This is a genomic window from Massilia sp. NP310 (assembly GCF_019443485.1).
In the GTDB taxonomy this organism is placed as follows: Bacteria; Pseudomonadota; Gammaproteobacteria; order Burkholderiales; family Burkholderiaceae_D; genus Telluria; species Telluria timonae.
Genome location: NZ_CP080379.1, coordinates 5,491,886 through 5,506,805, shown reverse-complemented (window position 1 = coordinate 5,506,805; position 14,920 = coordinate 5,491,886). Strand labels below are relative to the sequence as shown.

The following is a 14,920-nucleotide window of genomic DNA, read 5'->3' as shown; positions in this document are numbered from 1 at the left end:
AAACGCGGGGAAAGCCATCGCTTTCCCCGCGTTTCATGGCATCGCCGTGGAGCATGGCGATGCGCAGGCACAACAGTATTGCTAACCGATTACGACGAGTAGTACATGTCGAATTCGGCCGGGTGCGGGGTCATGCGCAGACGCTGCACTTCGTTCATCTTCAGCTCGATGTAGGCATCGATCATGCTGTCGCTGAACACGCCGCCGCGGGTCAGGAACTCGCGGTCCTTGTCCAGGGCTTCCAGCGCTTCTTCCAGCGAGGCGCACACGGTCGGGATCAGCTTGTCTTCTTCCGGCGGCAGGTGGTACAGGTCCTTGGTCGCGGCTTCGCCCGGGTGGATCTTGTTCTGGATACCGTCCAGGCCCGCCATCAGCAGCGCGGCGAAGCACAGGTAGACGTTGGCCAGCGGATCCGGGAAGCGGGTCTCGATACGGCGGCCTTTCGGGTTCGCCACGTGCGGGATGCGGATCGAGGCCGAACGGTTGCGGGCCGAGTAGGCCAGCTTGACCGGGGCTTCGTAGCCAGGCACCAGGCGCTTGTACGAGTTGGTGCCCGGGTTGGTGATCGCGTTCAGCGCGCGTGCGTGCTTGATGATGCCGCCGATGTAGAACAGCGCGGTTTCCGACAGGCCGGCATAGCCGTCGCCTGCGAACAGGTTCTTGCCGTCTTTCCAGATCGACTGGTGCACGTGCATGCCCGAGCCGTTGTCGCCGTTGATCGGCTTCGGCATGAAGGTCGCGGTCTTGCCGTAGCTGTGGGCCACGTTCCAGATCACGTATTTCATGTTCTGGGTCCAGTCGGCGCGCTCGACCAGGGTCGAGAACTTGGTGCCGATTTCATTCTGGCCGGCGCCGGCCACTTCATGGTGGTGCACTTCGACCGGGATGCCCATCGATTCGAGGATCAGCGACATTTCCGAGCGCATGTCCTGGAACGAATCGACCGGCGGGACCGGGAAGTAGCCGCCCTTGACGGTCGGACGGTGGCCGCTGTTGCCGCCTTCGATTTCCTTGTCGGTCGCCCACGATGATTCGTCCGAATCGATCTTGACGAAACAGCCCGACATGTCGATCTTCCAGCGGATCGAGTCGAAGATGAAGAATTCAGGTTCCGGGCCGAAGTAGGCGGTGTCGCCGATGCCCGACGATTTCAGGTAGGCCTCGGCGCGCTTGGCGATCGAGCGCGGATCGCGGTCGTAGCCCTTGCCGTCCGACGGTTCGATGACGTCGCACTGCATGAACAGCGTGGTCTCTTCCATGAACGGGTCGAGGTTGGCGGTGTTCGGGTCCGGCAGCAGGAGCATGTCCGAGGCTTCAATACCTTTCCAGCCGGCGATCGACGAGCCATCGAAGGCGTGGCCGGATTCGAATTTGTCCAGGTCGAAGTGCGACACCGGGACCGTGACGTGTTGTTCCTTGCCGCGGGTATCGGCGAAGCGTAAATCAACGAATTTGACTTCGTTGTCCTTGACCAGTTGCATTACATCTGCGGCGGACTTTGCCATTCGGAATCTCCTAATTGAAAAAAGGAAGTCGAGTCATGAGAACCGACAACTTGCATCATGTTGAAGCACGAAGCATGCCAACTTGGTGACACCCCACGCGCCATCTCGTTTGCATGAGGGCATGCACAAATCGTTCTTGGGGGGCGGGCCAGTTTACCCATAAAATCGCGTCGATCGGCAAGCTTGTCGAAAGATTTACAGTGCCGGCCGAATGCACCAATGGAGTGCGATCGTAGCCAGATGCACCATTTCAGAGCAGGATACACTGATCCATGGTGGTGCAGCGCGAGCGAATGCCCAAAAACGGAACGAACATTATGACTAAAGAAAACATTCTCGAGGCAGCGCGCCAGCGCGGCGCAGGCCAGCCCTATGCCGGTGCGGTGACGCCCCAAGAGGCGTTCGAGCTGCTCAAGAGCAGCCCGAAAGTCAAGCTGGTGGATGTGCGCACCAATGCCGAACGCGACTGGGTGGGCCGGGTCGCCATCCCCGATGCCCAGCACGCGGCGGTGCAATGGGCCACCTACCCGGGCGGCGTGCCGAACCCGGACTTCGGCGCCCAGCTCGAAAAAGTCGCGAGCAAGGACGACACCCTGCTGTTCCTGTGCCGCTCGGGCGTGCGCTCGCGCCACAGCGCCCGCGTGGCGACCGAACTCGGTTACGCCAACGCCTTCGACATCCTCGAAGGCTTCGAAGGCGACAAGGATGGCGAAGGCCATCGCAAGACGATCGGCGGCTGGTGCAAGGCGGGATTGCCGTGGGTGGGCGCATGAGCGACGCCATGGAGCGCCTGGTCAGGGCGCGCGAGCTGGCCGACCAGGGGCAGTATGACGCAGCGCTGCAAGAGCTGGCCTGGTTCCACGAGCACGCCCTGGAACAGGATCCCTCGTTGCATGGCGTGCGGCGCTCCTACGCGCTGGCCGACTGGGCGGTGCTGGCCGAGGCCCATCCGCCCGCGGCCGCAGCGCTCGAAGCGGTGCGCGAGCGCAATACCACTGCCCTGCTGAACGGCAACGGCACCCGCGACCAGCTGCTCGACGTCCTTTCGATCGACCATGCGCGCGACCAGCCGGTGCGCACGCGCGACTTGTTCCTGCAATTGGAAAAGGTGGCGCCGGCGCTGGCCGCTTCCTGCATCCGGGTCGTGCTGCCGCAGGTGATCGCCGCCGGCGACGCCGAGCTGGCCGAACGCCTGATGCCGAATCCCGAAGAGAACATCCGCCAGCATGCCGACTACCTGATGGACGCATTCCGCGAACGCCGCAAGCGTTTCACCGCCGCGCCCAGCATCCCGGCCGAGATCCACAACTATGTGCAGGACGTGAACGCCATCCTGGACGTGCTGGCGGCGCGCGGCCGGCACGCCGACGTGCGACGCCTGCGCCAGCTGGCGGCCGACGCGATTCCCGCCACCACCCTGCGCCGCGAGGTGCGCGCCTCGCTCGTTCCCGGCGCGCCGGCGTGGTACGAGCGCGGCGTGCCGCGCCGTCGCAACGAACGGTTCAGTTAGGCATCACCATCAGCTGGAGGCCAGAGGCGCTGCCCGGCGTGCGATACACACGCTGGCTCGCCTTCCTGAAGTCCTCCGGCCTGGCGTCGGGAATGCGCATGAAGATCTGCGGATTCAGGTCGATCAGCGGGAACCACGAGCTCTGCACCTGCACCATGATGCGGTGGCCGCGGCGGAAAGTGTGGTTCACCTGCCCCAGCTCGTAGTCGATCGCCGTCACCTCGCCGGGCACGAAGGGCTGCGGCTTCTCGACGCTGTTGCGGAACTTGCCGCGCAGCGGATTGCCGCGCACCAGCTGCTGGTAGCCGCCCAGCTTCACGGCCGGCGGTGCGACGTCGTTGCCCGCGCGCGGCGCCGCCGGCGTCGGATAGTCGCTCGGGTAGACGTCGATCAGCTTGACCACCCAGTCGGCGTCGGTGCCGGTGGTCGAGACGAACAGCTTCGGGACGACGGAGCCGGCCACCGTGACGTCTTGTTCCAGCACCTCGCTCTGGTACACCAGCACGTCGGGACGGGTCGCGGCGAAGCGCTGGTCGGACACCATGTATTCACGCGGCACGCCCTGCGCCGGATAGCCGATGTAGGGCACCGGGCGCTTCGGATCGGCCACGTATTCATCGTAGCCGGCGCCGCCGGCGACCGGCTGCTGCCAGGTCAGGCTGCCGTTGGCGTTGAAATACAGGGTGCGCGCCCGGGCCGGCTTCGGCGGCCAGGCGTCGTAATTGCGCCAGACATTGGTGCCGGTCTCGAACATGGTGAACGGCGCCAGCTCCGTGGCCGGCTTGACGCCTTTCAGGTGCTGCTCGAAGAACGGGAACTGGATATGGCGCCGGAAGTAGTCGCTCGTATTGGCGTCGAAGCGCACGTGCCCGAGGCGCGCACCAATGCCGCGCATCCAGCCGCCATGCACCCATGGGCCCACCACCAGCTTGTTCGCCGCGGCCGGACTGTGGCGCTTGACCGCGTCGTGGATCGTGAACGGACCCTGGAAATCCTCCGCATCGAACCAGCCGCCCACGGTCAGCATCGCCGCCTTCACGTTCTTCATGTGCGGGCCGATGGCGCGCGACTGCCAGAATTCGTCATAGGTGTCGTGCTCGATGTTCGGCATGAACAGCGCGCGCTGGCGCTCGCTCATCGTGCCCGCGATCGCCCCCAGGGTCAGGTGCTTGAGGAAGAAATCGTAGCCGTCGGCCTCGTCGTAGTCGAAGCCGCCGCCCGACGCCGGCTTGGGCGATGGATTCGGCGCCGCGACGAACGACGAATAGAAGTCGAAGTTGGCGGCCAGCTTGAACGCGCCGCCATGATAGGAATCGTCGCCCATGTACAGGTCGGCGATCGGCGCCTGCGGCGAGGCGGCCTTGATCGCCGGATGCGAATCGATCACGCTGGCGGCGGCGTAGAAGCCGGGATAGCTGATGCCCCAGATGCCGACCTTGCCGTTGTTGTTCGGGACGTTCTTCAACAGCCAGGCGACGGTGTCGTGCATGTCCTCGGCTTCGACGCCCTCGCCTTTCGCGCGCTGCGTCTTGCCGTGCGGCGTCATCTCCTGCCACACGCCCTCGGACATGTGGCGGCCGCGCACGTCCTGGACCACGAAGATGTAGCCGGCCTCTTCGAACTCGCGCGAGGGGCCGAGCGTTTCCGGCATCCAGTCCACGCCGTAGCGCAACGCTCCTTCGGCGCGCACGCCGGCGCTGTAGGGCGTGCGCTGCATCAGGAAGGGATAGGAGCGCGAAGCGTCCTTCGGCACGTACACGGCCGTGAACAGGCGCACGCCGTCGCGCATCGGTATCCGGTACTCATACTTGGTATAGGCTTCGCGCGCCGGTCGCTCCCTCGCGGACGGCGCGGCATCCATGCCGGCCGCAAGGACGGGCGAGGCGGCCGGCCAGGCCAGCAGGCAACCCAGGACGAGGGCGGAGAACGAACGGCGGATCATGGCTTCCTTCGGGACGGTACACGGGGCCGCCAGTGTAATCCGTTTGCCCCGGGCGTGGCTATGCCGACAAGTTCCTGGCCGGCTGCCGCAACTCGCACGCGACCACGCGGTCGCGGCCTTGCGCCTTGGCCTGGTACAGCAGGGCGTCGGTCGCTTCGACCCATGCCAGGGCGGGCCCGTCGTCGACGGCGCATCAGACACCGGTGATGGAGCTGGAGTTCCACTCCTGGATCTGCGGCGTGACGGAGCCGATATGGGCCAGCCGCGCATGCAGCCCGGCATCCTCGGCGGCCACCGTCGCGCCGGCCCCGGCGCGCGCCGTCATCTCGTCCAGGATCGCGTCGCCCAGGTCGATCGTGCGCTCCGCGTGCGAGGCCAGCGCGCGCGCCATGTTGGCGGTGCTGGCGCCCGTATTGTCGATCTCGGCCTGGCGCGCCGCCAGCAGGCTCCACGCATGCAGGCCCACCAGCAGCAGGCAGACGCTGACGATCAGGACGACCGAGCGCACCACCAGCGGCTTGCGCAGGCGGTCCAGGCGGTCGATCGCGGGTTGGGCGGAATCGCACATGGAATCGCACATGGGATCGCAATCGAAAAAGGAAAAATCAGGCGCTGCCGCGCACCGGATGGCCCGGCGTCGCATCGTGGCTCGCGTCGCTGGCCGCGCCCTCCTGCTGCCAGCCGCGCACGCGCTCGCGCACCAGGTGGATATGGCTGCGCAGCCGGTACAGCTCGTCCGCATAGGCCAGCGGCACCGAGATGTGGTTGACGCGGTCCTCGAGGCTGTCCAGGCGCCGTTGCAAGTCGTTGCGCACCTTGTCGTCCGGCGCCGCGCCGCTGTCCTCGAACGCCTGCTCGATCGCGCGCAGTTCGCCGTACCAGCGATAGACGCGCGAGCGCACGCGCCACACGTAGATCGGCGGCACGATCTTCGACAGCGGGATCAGGAGCGCGGTCAGCGCCACCACCACCACCCACAGGCGTTCGGCCAGGTTGGCCAGCCAGAAGCTCAGGTAGCGCTGCATGAAGGGCGGACCGTCGCGGTAGTAGCGCGCGGCTTCCGCCGCCACCGGGATCTCGGTGTACTTCGGCGACGGGAACTGGCCCTGCTGCTGGAACCAGCCGGCCCCGCCGTGGATCTCGGTGGCGGCCTTGACCAGCAGGCCCACCAGGGCCGGATGGATTTCCTCGCGCGCCACCAGGGTCGCGGTCGGCGCGATCAGGTGGTAATCCTGGGCCGGGATGTTGCGGCCCAGGTCGACGATCCCGCGCGGCAGCACCACATGGGTCAGGAACGGCAGGCGCCGCGTATACGCCTCGGCCTGGGCGAAGTCGAACAACTTGATGCCGGGCGTCTGCAGCAGCATCTGGATCAGCGGCGCTTCCGGCGCCGAGGAAAACACCAGGCCGTCGATGCGGCCGGCCAGCAGCTCCACCGTGGCTGGCGTATCGGCCAGGTCGCCGATGCGCAGGTCTTGCGGCGCGATGCCGTTGGCGTCGAGCACCTGGCGCAGCAGGCGCGGCACGCCGGTGCCCTCCGGCCCCAGGTTGATGCGCTTGCCGCGCAGGTCGGTCAGCTTCGTGATATTGGCTTCCGCGCGCAGGAACAGCCACACCGGCTCGGTGAACAGGCTGCCCAGCGACACCAGGTCGCGGCGCTCGGCGCTGCCCTCGGCATCGGCGTTCATCGTGTCGCCGTCGGTCGAGCCGCTCTGCACGAAGGCGACGTCGGCCTCGCCCGCCAGCAGGCGCTGCAGGTTGTCGCGCGAGCCGAGCGTCGGCGCCAGCGTCACCTTGATCTCGTCGCGCGCGAGCACCGCGGCATACTGCTTGCCGAAGGTTTCGTAGGCGGAGTTTTCCTGGCCGGTGGCCAGGCGCAGGCTGCGCGGCGGCGCCGGGTCGACCCACCAGTAGGCCAGCAGCAGCGCCGCGCCGACCAGCAGGATGGTCGGGCCGGAGGCCACGACCAGATCGCGCAGCGAGACGATGCTGAAATTCTGCAGGCGCGCGCGCAGGCCTTTCACCTGCGCGCCGCCGGTTGCGCCCTGGCCTGGCTTCAACGCACGCACTGGCGCTGGGCCGCCGCCGCAGGGGTCGCGCCAGGAGCCGCGGGCGCGGCCGAAGGCTCGATCATCGGCATCAGGCTCGGCGCCAGCGTCACCAGCAGCTGCACCGGCAGCGCGCTGGTGAAGTCGTAGTGTTCCGACTGCGGGCCGTGCACATAGGCCGTCATGCTGCCGTAGAAACGTTCGCCGATGTTGAAGACGAAGGTCGCCGAACGGTTCACGTAGCGCGATTCGATCAGGCGGCCGCCGCGCGCATACACGTCGAAGCGCTGGTCGCCGGTGCCGGTCTTGCCACCCAGCGCAATCACGCTGCCGTCGGCCTGCACGAAGGCGGTCTTGACGCGCTTGGCGGTGCCGTCCGAGACCACGCCCTGGATGGCGTCGGCCACGGTGCGCGCGACTTCCGGCGCCAGCACCTGTTCCTTGCCGCCGCCCTTGTTGCGCTTGACCAGGGTCTCGTACGGCGTGTCCTTGGCGAAGTGCAGCGAATCGATGCGCTCGGTGGGTTTGCGCACGCCGCCGTTGACGATGATGCCCATCAGCTCGGCCAGCGAGGCCGGACGGTCGGCCGAGGCGCCCAGCGTGGTCGCGTACGACGGCACCAGCGAATCGAAGGGATAGCCCATCTTCTTCCACTGGGCATGGATCTTGAGGAAGGCCTCGACCTCGAGCAGGCCGGCGATGCGCTTGTCCTGGGCGTTCTTGCGGCTGGTCTTGAACAGCCACTGGTAGACTTCCTGGCGCTCCTTGACACTGGCCGCAGTGACCTCGGACCAGGTGGCCTTGGGATGGGTGCGCAGATAGCTCACCAGCCACAGTTCGAGCGGGTGCACCGAGGCCACGTAGCCGCGGTCGGCCAGCGACATATTGCGCGGATCGTACATCTCGTACATCTTCGGGATGCGTTCCGGATCGACCTCGTTGGCGGATGGCAGGGTCGCATTGATGAAGGCGCCGAACTGGTCCAGCGTGGCGTTCGGCGCCACCGTGCGGTGGGCCGCGGCCAGCTTCGAGGCCAGCGGACGCACGCCGGAGAACAGCAGCGCTTCGATCTCCGCCGGGGTCTTGCCCTTGTATTTATTCCAGAACTTGGCCAGGAAGTCCTTGCCTTCGTTGTCGGCGAAGCGCGCCAGGTAGGCGGCGCGGCGCGGATCGTTGGCGTCGGCCAGCAGCTGGGCCGACGAACCCGGCAGCTGGAACATGTAGAAGCGCACCACGTCGCGCATCATGCGCACGAACACCAGGTTCGTGGACTGGCGCAGGGCCTGGTGCACGTCCATGATCTTGCTGTCGTCGAGCTTGCTGAAGTTGCCGAAGGTGTGCAGGCCGCCGCCGGTCATGAAGCGCTCGTGGGGGCTGGCCGAATAGCGGCGCGCCATGGCGGCGTCGAGCATGGGCTTCAGGCCGCGGTCGGCGCCTTCCGGCAGGGTCTGGAAGTATTCCAGCGCCCATTGCGACAGGCGGTCCTTCGGATCGATCTCGACGCCATGCAAGCCGATCTTGTCGAGCGGCTCGAAGCGCTTGTGCAACTGGTCGACGATGTCGAGATAGGTCACCAGCGTGCGCAGCTTGGCGGTCGAACCGAGGTCGAGCTTGGCGCCCTCGTTGATGTCGAGCGGCTGGTCGTAGTTGTCGGTCTGGACCCGCAGGTAGTTGACGTGCTCGCCCCGCTCCATCAGGGTGAAGCTGTACACCACCTGGGCCGGGTCGCCGTTGCCGAGCAGGCCCTTGCCGGTCAGGCCGGCCGCTTTGGCGTGCTCGGCGTCGGACAGCTGGCGCAGGGCCGCCGTCACCGCCTGCTGGGCATTGCCGTCCAGGGTCGAGACCACCGACAGGTCGAGGCGGTCGACGTTGTACAGGCGCGTGTCGCCGATCAGGTAGCCGAGGTGGTTGCGCACCGCGTTGGCCGCCTTGCGCGACACGAAGGCGTCGGCCGGCGGCGGCGCCACGCCGCTGTGCAGCGCCGGCTGCAGCTTGACGCTCAGGGCGGCGTCGCGCAGCTGCGGCGAGATCACGCCGGCCTGGGCCAGCACGCGCAGGTGGCTGTCGGTCAGCACTTCGAGGTCGGGCTCGCCCGCGCCCAGGTAATAGGCCGGACGGCGCTGGGCGATCATCAGGGACAGCGCTTCCTTGTAGGCCAGCACGGCGTCCGGGCTCGTCATCGGGCCCTTGAGCATGGCGTTCACCTTGTCGAAGTCGCGGCCATACCAGACCCACAGGCCGTCGCCGATGCCGTTCACTTCGCCATAGCCGGACTTGGCCGACAGCGGCACCGTGTTCAGGTAGTCGAGCACGATCTGGCGGCGCGAACCGGTGGTGTCTTCGCCGTCCTGGTAGGCGCGCAGGGTGGCCGAGGCCATCTGGATGATCTTGTCGGTGGTCGAGCTGGTGCGGCCTTCGGGCGAATGGCGGTATTTCTCGATCTGGGTCGCCAGCGTGCTGCCGCCGGCCACGCGGCCGCCGCCGCCCAGGCCGACGCTGGACAGGGTCTTGTCGAACACGGCCTTCGAGAAGCGGTCCCATTCGACCGCCGGGTTGCGGCGCGGATGGCTGGCGTCGAGCAGTTCGCGGTTTTCGATGAACAGCAGGCTTTGCACCAGCAGGGGCGGCGCGGCGCTGAACTCGTGGTAGAAGCGCTCGGGGAAGCGCGAGGTATAGATCGGCTGCGAGCGGCAATCGAGGATCTCGAGGCCGACCTTGGTTTTCTCGTGGTAAGTCGCGTACAGGCCCAGGTCGGCCATCTTGACCATCTGCGGCGAGATGCGCGCCTGGGCTGCGATCGCATAGTCGCGCGTCTGCAGCCGCTCGAGGTAGCGCGGCAGGCCGGCGTAGCCCAGCCGGGTGTCGTACGGACTGGCGGCCGGGAAGCGGATCGCATCGCTGGGACCGTTTTCCATGCGGAACGTGAGTTCGCTGGCCATGTCGGCGAAGATCTTCGCCTGCAGGCGCGAGCTGCGCGTCTCCAGCACCGCCCAGGCCGCCAACACGGCAACCAGCAACAGCAGGCCGAGCAGCAGCCACAGTTTCCAGCGGCGCTTGCGCGGGGCCGGCTCGTCGTCGCCGGGCTCGCCCGCCGGGCCGGCGGGAATGCCGCCATTGCCCGCCAGGTGCGGGAAGGCTTCGTACAGGGGGACGTCGTTGCCGCCGGCCGCGAGCGCAGGAGCGCTCTCCACGGCGGCGCCCGCGGCGCTGGCGCTCGCTGGCGCCGCGGAGGTCGCGACCGCGTCGCCGAAGCTCGGCTCGAAGGTCGGCTCACTGCGCTCGTTGGCGGCACGTTTGCCGGACACATTGCTTGGCCGTCCGAGACGGCGAATACTTTCCATGATGGCTTAACCGGTCTGAATCAAAACGCTAGCAATCCCCGCCAACCTGCTCGCCATCCGTGGTGCTGCTGGTCCGTTCGAGTGGTCGTGGTCTTTGTTAGTTCGCACGCTGATGGTGCAATCCCACTCCAGATCGCACCGTCCGTAGGCAATATTCCACCACATCAATACGTCCCACGCGAGACGCCGTTTAACAAATTTGCTGCGCTTGGAATATTTTCGCAAAAAAACAACGAGGTCTTGGCTGAGTGCTATTACCGCGTGCAATTCAGGCAAGCACCCGGGCCGTTTTAGCTACCAATATTTAACGCGCTGGAAATGCCTTTGGTGCACAGCCAGGTTTGATCCATATCGAAAGACGGATCACGCCGGCTGCGTCGCCTCTTCCGCGCGCAGCTCTTCCAACCCTTGCAGGCAGTAATACTGGAACCACAGCCCGGCGAACAGGAAAATCATGACGTACAGCCACAGCGACACCAGGGCCAGGATCGGGAACAGCACGATCGACAGCACGGCGCCTCCCATCCAGACGATGCCCGGCAGCGCGCCGGCCAGCCCGGTGACGAAGCCGATGGCGAGCAGGGCCGAGCGGCGACGACGCATCAGGGCCAGGCGTTCGGCCTGGCTGGCGTGGGCGGCCAGCGCGTCGTAGCTCATCACGCGCGAGGTCACCCAGGCCCACAGGCTGGCCTGCACCAGCCAGGCCAGCGGCGGCACCGCGTACAGCGGCAGGGTGAACAGCCACAGCAGGGCGAACACGGCGGTGCTGCCCAGGTTGATCGCCACGCTGCCGAAGAACGAGCCGCCCTCTTTTTTAGCGAGCTGGGGAAACTGGCGCTTGCCGACATGGGTTTCGATAGCCGGCATCGCCACCACGCCCACGAACAGCAGGGCCGAGCCGATCATGAGCGGCAGCAGCAGCACGATCGCCATCAGCGGCACCACCATCACCTTGAGCATGCCCAGGCCGACCATTTCCAGCATGCTGCCGCTGGTCTCGAAGCCGCCGTAGTCGGCGAACATGCCGTGCAGCCAGTCGAGCAGCGGCTGCAGGCCCAGCCACATCGCCACACCCCACAGGACGAGCGCCAGCAACAGGGGCGCAAGCGACAGCAGCAGCATGCGGCCGCTGAACTGGGCGCCCAAGGCGCGCCGGCAAGCGGTCAGTACGGCGTTCATGGGGCTTTCCTTTGCAGCATGGTTTCTCCTGATGGCAGGTCGGGACGAGGATCAATGCCGCCATTCTACGGGATGGCACTTTCGAGACCCATGGACTACAATCGCCGTTCAATCTGAACAACAAGGAAGACCATGTCCACCATCACCACCGATTCCGGCCTGCAATACGAAGACCTCGTCACCGGCGAAGGCGCCGAGGCCAAGGCCGGCCAGCACGTCACCGTGCACTACACCGGCTGGCTGCGCAACGACGACGGCAGCCTGGGCGCCAAGTTCGATTCGAGCAAGGACCGCAACGACCCGTTCGAGTTCGCGCTCGGCGCCGGCCACGTGATCCGTGGCTGGGACGAAGGCGTGCAGGGCATGAAGGTCGGCGGTTCGCGCCGCCTGACCATCCCGGCCAGCCTGGGCTACGGCGCGCGCGGCGCCGGCGGCGTGATCCCGCCGAACGCGACCCTGATCTTCGACGTCGACCTGCTGGCCGTCTAAGCGCGTTTTACCGTGCGCCGTCCTGCGGCGGCGCATGGTGCCGCCGTCTTGACGGCAGCTTTTGAACTTCCCTTCTAAAATGCGGCCCGAATTCCCGTGCCCGCCCTCCTCCTGCGCTAAGATGCCTGCCGAATTGTCCAAGCGACAATACCGCACTCAACCATCACAGGAGTTTCCATGAGCTTGCAGGAACAGTTCAACCAGGCCCAGGCCGATTCGAAGAACCTGTCGGAGCGTCCCGACAACATGACCTTGCTGAAGATTTACGCGCTGTTCAAGCAGGGCTCGAGCGGCGACGTGACCGGCGAGCGTCCGGGCATGACCGATTTCGTGGCGCGCGCCAAGTACGACGCCTGGGCCGGCCTCAAGGGCACCTCGCAAGAGGAAGCCCAGCAGCAGTACGTCGACCTGATCGAAGAGCTCAAGGGCTGATCGTCCCTCCTGGGCGTCTCATGGGTGGACGGCAAGCCGTCCACCCATGAGCCAAACCCGTGTTTACGCCGCTGCGGCGAAGGTCTTGCGCATCTTTTCCGCCACCTTGGCCTCGATGGCCGGCGCGAACGCGCCCATGAAGAAGCCCAGGCGGATGCGCATCGCGGCGCGCTGGTCTTCGAGGGTCAACATGCCCTCCACGCCGCTGCGCTCGAAGCGCAGCACATCGCCGTCCCACCTGCATTCCAGCCCGTATTCGGCCGCGATACGCTGCGCCACCTGCTCGGCTGCCGAACGCGCCGCGTCCGGGCTCAGGCTGTGCTGCTGGACGATGCTGATTTCCGCCATCTGACTGATCCTTCCTGAATCGATTGCAAACAATCCGCCATGATGCCAGTTGCGGCCGGGCTATGCCAGAGCTCGCTACAACAGACAGCGCTCGCGCACCCTCAATTGATGAGTATCAAAGCGTGCCCAGCAGGGAGCGCGAGGATGAAGGCGCAAGCCCGTCATTACGCGAGGAGTCGATATGGAAACCCCCGTCGTCCAGCCGAACCGCCTGTTGCCCAGCGACCCCGATGCGCCGCAGGCCGCGCAGCCCCCGGTGCGCTTCGTGCCCACCCCGAGCGCGCCCTACCGCCAGCAGCACCGCGCCGCGCGCCTGCTCGAAGAACCCGACGTCCCCGATCCGGGCGCGCCCCCGGCCACCGAGCCGCCACCGCACGCCATCGGCGCCCGCGTCCTCATGTGGAAGCAAGATCCTTCGGTCAGCGAAATCGGCACCCGCAAGGCCTTCCTGCCCGGCGTGGTGCTGGCCGGTCCGCGCGACGCCCGCATCGCCCCCGGCGAGCCGGGCATCGCCGCGGTCGAACCGAACGCCTTCGGCGACTTCGTCACCCAGCCCGACACGCCGCAGTTCGACGCCGTCCATACCTTCGTCGTGGTGCGCCAGACGCTCACCATGTACCAGCGCGCCCTGGCCGCCGCCGGCGGCGCCATGCCGCTGCCCTGGCAATGGAACAGCAGCACCGATACGCGGCCGCTGCTGGTCTTCCCGCATGGCCTGCCGAACGTCATGAACGCCTTCTACAGCCGCAGCCAGGCCGCCCTCAAGTTCGGCGACTTCGTTCCCAACGGCGCGACCGAGCGGGTCTTCACCTGCCGCTCGTTCGACATCGTGTCGCACGAGACCGCCCACGCGGTGCTCGACGGCATCAAGCCGCTCTGGCTGCAGGCCGACGCCCCGCCCCAGACCGGCGGCCTGCACGAAGCCTTCGGCGATCTCACCGCGATCTTCCTGGCGCTGTCCCAGCTCGACCAGTGCGAAGCCGTGATCGCCCAGACCAAGGCCGACCTGCACGACAAATCCTTCCTGACCGACATCGCCGAGCAGTTCGGGCTGGCGCTCGGCAACAGCACCGGCCTGCGCAACGCCGACAACGACCTCAAGCTGAGCGAGGCCGGCACCCAGGTGCACGCCATCTCGCAGGTGTTCACCGGCGCTGTCTACGACGTGCTGGCCGACCTGTTCGCGCATGAACGCGATCCCGAGCGCGAAGACTGCGCCGCCGTCCTGCACCGGGTGGCCGGCTACCTGAGCGGCGTGCTGATGCGCGCCCTGATCGCCGCGCCCGACGCAGCCGCCACCTATGCCGACGTGGTCAACGCCATGCTCCAGGCCGTGACAAGCGACGGCAAGCCGGCGGCCTACGCCGACGCCATCCGCCTCCAGTTCAGCCGGCGCGAAGTCGTGGAGGCCGGCCATGGCGGCGGTGCGGATGGCACGGCCTCGTTCGTCCCCGGCCTGCCGCTGGCGGCGCGGGTCTGCGACGCCCCCGGCGCGCGGCAAGACCGGCGCGCTTGCTGCGGCACCATGCAGCTGGCCGAATACGATTGCGCCGAGCGCGTGCTGGCCGGCGAGGCACGCCTGCTGGCGCGCTGGTGTGCCGAACACGGCCGCCACGGGCCGGCGCTGCCCGGCCTGCCCGCCGCCGCGGCGCCGGCCGCCGGAGCGCCGGCCGCCGGAGCGCCGGCCGCCATAACGCCGGCCGGATCGTCGGCCGAACCGTCGATGCTGGCATGAAGATCAGCGCCCGCGCCTGCGGCGGCTTCGCCGGATTGGCCGAATCCTACGAGCTGGATACCGCCCGCCTGGCCGACGGGCCGGCCCTCGAGACGCTGCTGCGGCGTCTCGACTTCTTCGGCGTCGCCCCCGCCTGCCCGGTTGGCGCCGACCTGCCGCGCTGGGAAATCACGGTCGAGGACGGCCCGCTGTGCCACACCGTGTTCCTGCGCGAAGACGGCAGCGGCGGCCAGTGGCAACACCTGCTCGACTACCTGCGACAGGCCGGCTGAGCGGGGCCTTGACGGCTTCCCTCCGCAGCGACCTTAATCGCGGTCAATATCCACTGCACGGTGGCTTGACAAGCCAAAATCCGCACGCCCGTGCGGATTTCTCGTTCATTTGCTTATGT

General features: G+C 67.0%; 13 protein-coding genes. 6 read left to right on the top strand and 7 right to left on the bottom strand.

Features of this window, described 5'->3' with window-relative positions; all coding sequences use genetic code 11:
- Window positions 1-89: 89 nt before the first annotated feature.
- Entirely contained in the window at window positions 90-1,505 is a 1,416-nt protein-coding gene (glnA, locus tag KY496_RS24375) for a type I glutamate--ammonia ligase (RefSeq protein ID WP_219862813.1), read from the bottom strand.
- A 317-nt stretch (window positions 1,506-1,822) separates the two neighbouring features.
- Between glnA and KY496_RS24370 the strand changes: the two genes are divergently transcribed.
- Together KY496_RS24370 and KY496_RS24365 are read left to right on the top strand one after the other, a co-directional pair.
- Window positions 1,823-2,278: a rhodanese-like domain-containing protein gene (locus KY496_RS24370; RefSeq protein ID WP_184235159.1), complete on the top strand. Its 456-nt coding sequence runs from the start codon at window positions 1,823-1,825 to the stop codon at window positions 2,276-2,278.
- Window positions 2,275-3,015 carry a hypothetical protein gene (locus tag KY496_RS24365; RefSeq protein WP_219862811.1) on the top strand — a complete coding sequence of 247 codons (741 nt, stop codon included), beginning with the start codon at window positions 2,275-2,277 and terminating at the stop codon, window positions 3,013-3,015. Before KY496_RS24370 ends, KY496_RS24365 begins: the two co-directional genes overlap by 4 nt.
- On the opposite strand, the gene KY496_RS24360 is transcribed toward KY496_RS24365, so the two are convergent.
- The 5 genes from KY496_RS24360 to KY496_RS24340 all read right to left on the bottom strand — a co-directional run bounded on the left by KY496_RS24360 (window position 3,008) and on the right by KY496_RS24340 (window position 11,525).
- A complete protein-coding gene (locus tag KY496_RS24360) occupies window positions 3,008-4,957 on the bottom strand; it encodes a CocE/NonD family hydrolase (RefSeq protein WP_219862809.1) in 1,950 nt (649 codons plus the stop codon). The genes KY496_RS24365 and KY496_RS24360 overlap by 8 nt on opposite strands.
- A 193-nt stretch (window positions 4,958-5,150) precedes the next feature.
- A complete protein-coding gene (locus KY496_RS24355) occupies window positions 5,151-5,525 on the bottom strand; it encodes a hypothetical protein (protein WP_219862807.1) in 375 nt (124 codons plus the stop codon).
- A gap of 37 nt (window positions 5,526-5,562) precedes the next feature.
- On the bottom strand, window positions 5,563-7,017 hold the full coding sequence (locus tag KY496_RS24350) for a TAXI family TRAP transporter solute-binding subunit (protein WP_229520352.1): 1,455 nt from the start codon (window positions 7,015-7,017) through the stop codon (window positions 5,563-5,565).
- The gene (locus tag KY496_RS24345; protein ID WP_219862805.1) at window positions 7,014-10,346 is read right to left on the bottom strand and encodes a transglycosylase domain-containing protein; all 3,333 of its coding nucleotides are present in this window, start codon (window positions 10,344-10,346) and stop codon (window positions 7,014-7,016) included. Before KY496_RS24345 ends, KY496_RS24350 begins: the two co-directional genes overlap by 4 nt.
- A gap of 363 nt (window positions 10,347-10,709) precedes the next feature.
- A complete protein-coding gene (locus tag KY496_RS24340; RefSeq protein WP_219862804.1) occupies window positions 10,710-11,525 on the bottom strand; it encodes an EI24 domain-containing protein in 816 nt (271 codons plus the stop codon).
- A gap of 132 nt (window positions 11,526-11,657) precedes the next feature.
- Between KY496_RS24340 and KY496_RS24335 the strand changes: the two genes are divergently transcribed.
- Together KY496_RS24335 and KY496_RS24330 are read left to right on the top strand one after the other, a co-directional pair.
- Window positions 11,658-12,014: an FKBP-type peptidyl-prolyl cis-trans isomerase gene (locus tag KY496_RS24335; RefSeq protein WP_005668468.1), complete on the top strand. Its 357-nt coding sequence runs from the start codon at window positions 11,658-11,660 to the stop codon at window positions 12,012-12,014.
- Between the two features lie 177 nt (window positions 12,015-12,191).
- A complete protein-coding gene (locus tag KY496_RS24330; RefSeq protein WP_005668466.1) occupies window positions 12,192-12,446 on the top strand; it encodes an acyl-CoA-binding protein in 255 nt (84 codons plus the stop codon).
- A 63-nt stretch (window positions 12,447-12,509) separates the two neighbouring features.
- On the opposite strand, the gene KY496_RS24325 is transcribed toward KY496_RS24330, so the two are convergent.
- A complete protein-coding gene (locus KY496_RS24325; protein WP_005668465.1) occupies window positions 12,510-12,794 on the bottom strand; it encodes a polyhydroxyalkanoic acid system family protein in 285 nt (94 codons plus the stop codon).
- A 181-nt stretch (window positions 12,795-12,975) separates the two neighbouring features.
- Between KY496_RS24325 and KY496_RS24320 the strand changes: the two genes are divergently transcribed.
- Window positions 12,976-14,529 carry a hypothetical protein gene (locus KY496_RS24320; protein WP_219862802.1) on the top strand — a complete coding sequence of 518 codons (1,554 nt, stop codon included), beginning with the start codon at window positions 12,976-12,978 and terminating at the stop codon, window positions 14,527-14,529.
- The gene (locus KY496_RS24315; protein WP_005668460.1) at window positions 14,526-14,801 is read left to right on the top strand and encodes a protealysin inhibitor emfourin; all 276 of its coding nucleotides are present in this window, start codon (window positions 14,526-14,528) and stop codon (window positions 14,799-14,801) included. The genes KY496_RS24320 and KY496_RS24315 overlap by 4 nt, the downstream gene beginning before the upstream one ends.
- Window positions 14,802-14,920: the final 119 nt, after the last annotated feature.